The 2,043-nt window shown below is 38.0% G+C and carries 2 protein-coding genes; both read left to right on the top strand.

Annotated elements, in window-relative coordinates:
• A partial coding sequence (locus tag Q1553_RS01075) for a cysteine ABC transporter substrate-binding protein (protein ID WP_300842683.1) occupies positions 1-704 on the top strand: 704 nt, incomplete at its 5' end.
• A 149-nt stretch (positions 705-853) separates the two neighbouring features.
• A partial coding sequence (dnaE, locus tag Q1553_RS01070; protein ID WP_300842682.1) for a DNA polymerase III subunit alpha occupies positions 854-2,043 on the top strand: 1,190 nt, incomplete at its 3' end.

Raw genomic sequence — 2,043 nt, 5'->3', positions numbered from 1 at the left:
TTACCATTGGAGTTTTCAGCGACAAACCACCTTTTGGTTTTGTAAATGATAAAGGCGAGAATGACGGATTTGATGTCGCAATCTCAAGACAAATCGCCAAAGACCTTTTAGGAGATGCCAACAAGGTAAAATTTGAATTGGTTGAAGCAGCAAGTCGCGTAGAATTTTTAAAAAGCGGCAAGGTAGATGTGATAATGGCAAACTTTACACAGACCAAAGAACGCGCAGAAGTAGTTGATTTTGCTACTCCTTATATGAAAGTTGCACTTGGAGTTGTTTCCAAAGACGGCGCAATTCAAAGTATAGAAGACTTAAAAGGCAAAAAACTCATTATCAACAAAGGCACAACTGCAGACTTTTACTTTACTAAAAATCACCCAGAAATTGAGCTTTTAAAATATGACCAAAACACAGAAGCTTTCTTGGCTCTTAAAGACGGGAGAGGTGTAGCCTTAGCACACGATAATCTACTAGTTTTTGCTTGGGCAAAAGAAAATCCAGAATTTAAAGTCGGAATCGGAAAACTAGGTGATGAAGATGTTATTGCACCGGCGGTAAAAAAGGGAGATAAGGAGTTACTAGAATGGCTAAATTCAGAGATAAAAACGCTCAACGAAAATGGCTTTATGAAAGAAGCTTACAACAAAACACTTGCTCCAATTTATGGTGAAAATCAAATAGAATCCGTGCTTTTTACCAAATAAAACTCTTTTTTCGTAAGAATCCAGCTTAAGATTCTTACGAGATTCTTAAACTTCAATTTTTCGCAACCTAAATTATTCAAGTTAATTACTTTATTAGTAATAATAAGTTAAAATCACAATTCTATCCATACCAAATTTGAAGGCTTACAATGAGTCAAACGCCGAAATTTACGCATTTACATTTACATACAGAATATTCCTTGCTTGACGGATTAAATAAAATCAAAACTTTAGCAAAAAAAATTAAAGAATACGGAATGGAAAGCGTAGCAATCACGGACCACGGCAATATGTTTGGTGCGATTGAATTTTATAAGGCAATGAAAGCAGAGGGTATTAAGCCGATTCTAGGAATGGAAGCTTATTTGCACAATGCAGAGAATATTAGCGACAAAAATAATCAGCGATTCCATCTCTGCCTTTATGCCAAAAACCTAGAGGGCTACAAGAATCTAATGTATCTAAGCTCACAGGCTTGCTTGTATGGATTCCATATGAAACCGCGTATTAGCAAACAAATGTTAGCAGAACACAGCACGGGGCTAATTTGCAGTAGTGCGTGTCTCAATGGCGAAGTGCAGTGGCATTTAAACCTCAAAAAAGATGACAACAAAGGAAGAAAAGGCTATGAGCGCGCGAAAGAAGTCGCACTAGAATACAAAGAAATTTTTGGGGAAGATTTTTATTTAGAACTTATGCGGCACGGAATCCAAGAGCAGCAACTCATTGACAATCAACTCCTCAAATTATCCCAAGAAACAGGAATTAAAATCATTGCAACCAACGATACGCATTATACTTACCAAAGTGATTCCACAGCACAAGAAGTAGCCTTTTGTATCGGCTTTGGCAAGGATTTTAACGACCCCAATCGTATGCACCATACTGTGCAGGAGTTTTACATCAAAACACCTGCACAAATGGCGGAACTTTATGCGGATTTGCCAGAGGCTCTTGAAAATACACAAGAAATTGCGAATAAATGTGATTTAGAACTGCATTTAGGCGACCCCACGCCTCCTAGCTTTAAATTCACGCAAGAATACGCACAGGCTGAAGGATTAGATTTCACAAAAGATAGTGAATATTTTGCTTATAAATGTCGTCAAGGCTTAGAAAAACGACTTTTAAATGTGGAATCTAGCCGACATCAAGAGTATAGAGAAAGACTTGAACGCGAGATTGAAATTATCAACAAAATGAAATTTCCGGGCTATATGCTGATTGTTTGGGATTTCGTGCGCGCGGCAAAAGAACGTGGAATCCCAGTAGGTCCCGGTCGTGGAAGTGCAGCAGGAAGCTTGGTTGCATTTTGTTTAGAGATTACCAATATTGACCC

Source organism: Helicobacter sp. UBA3407 (genome assembly GCF_949747025.1).
Taxonomy (GTDB): Bacteria; Campylobacterota; Campylobacteria; order Campylobacterales; family Helicobacteraceae; genus Helicobacter_D; species Helicobacter_D ganmani.
This window is presented reverse-complemented; position numbering and strand designations above follow the sequence as displayed.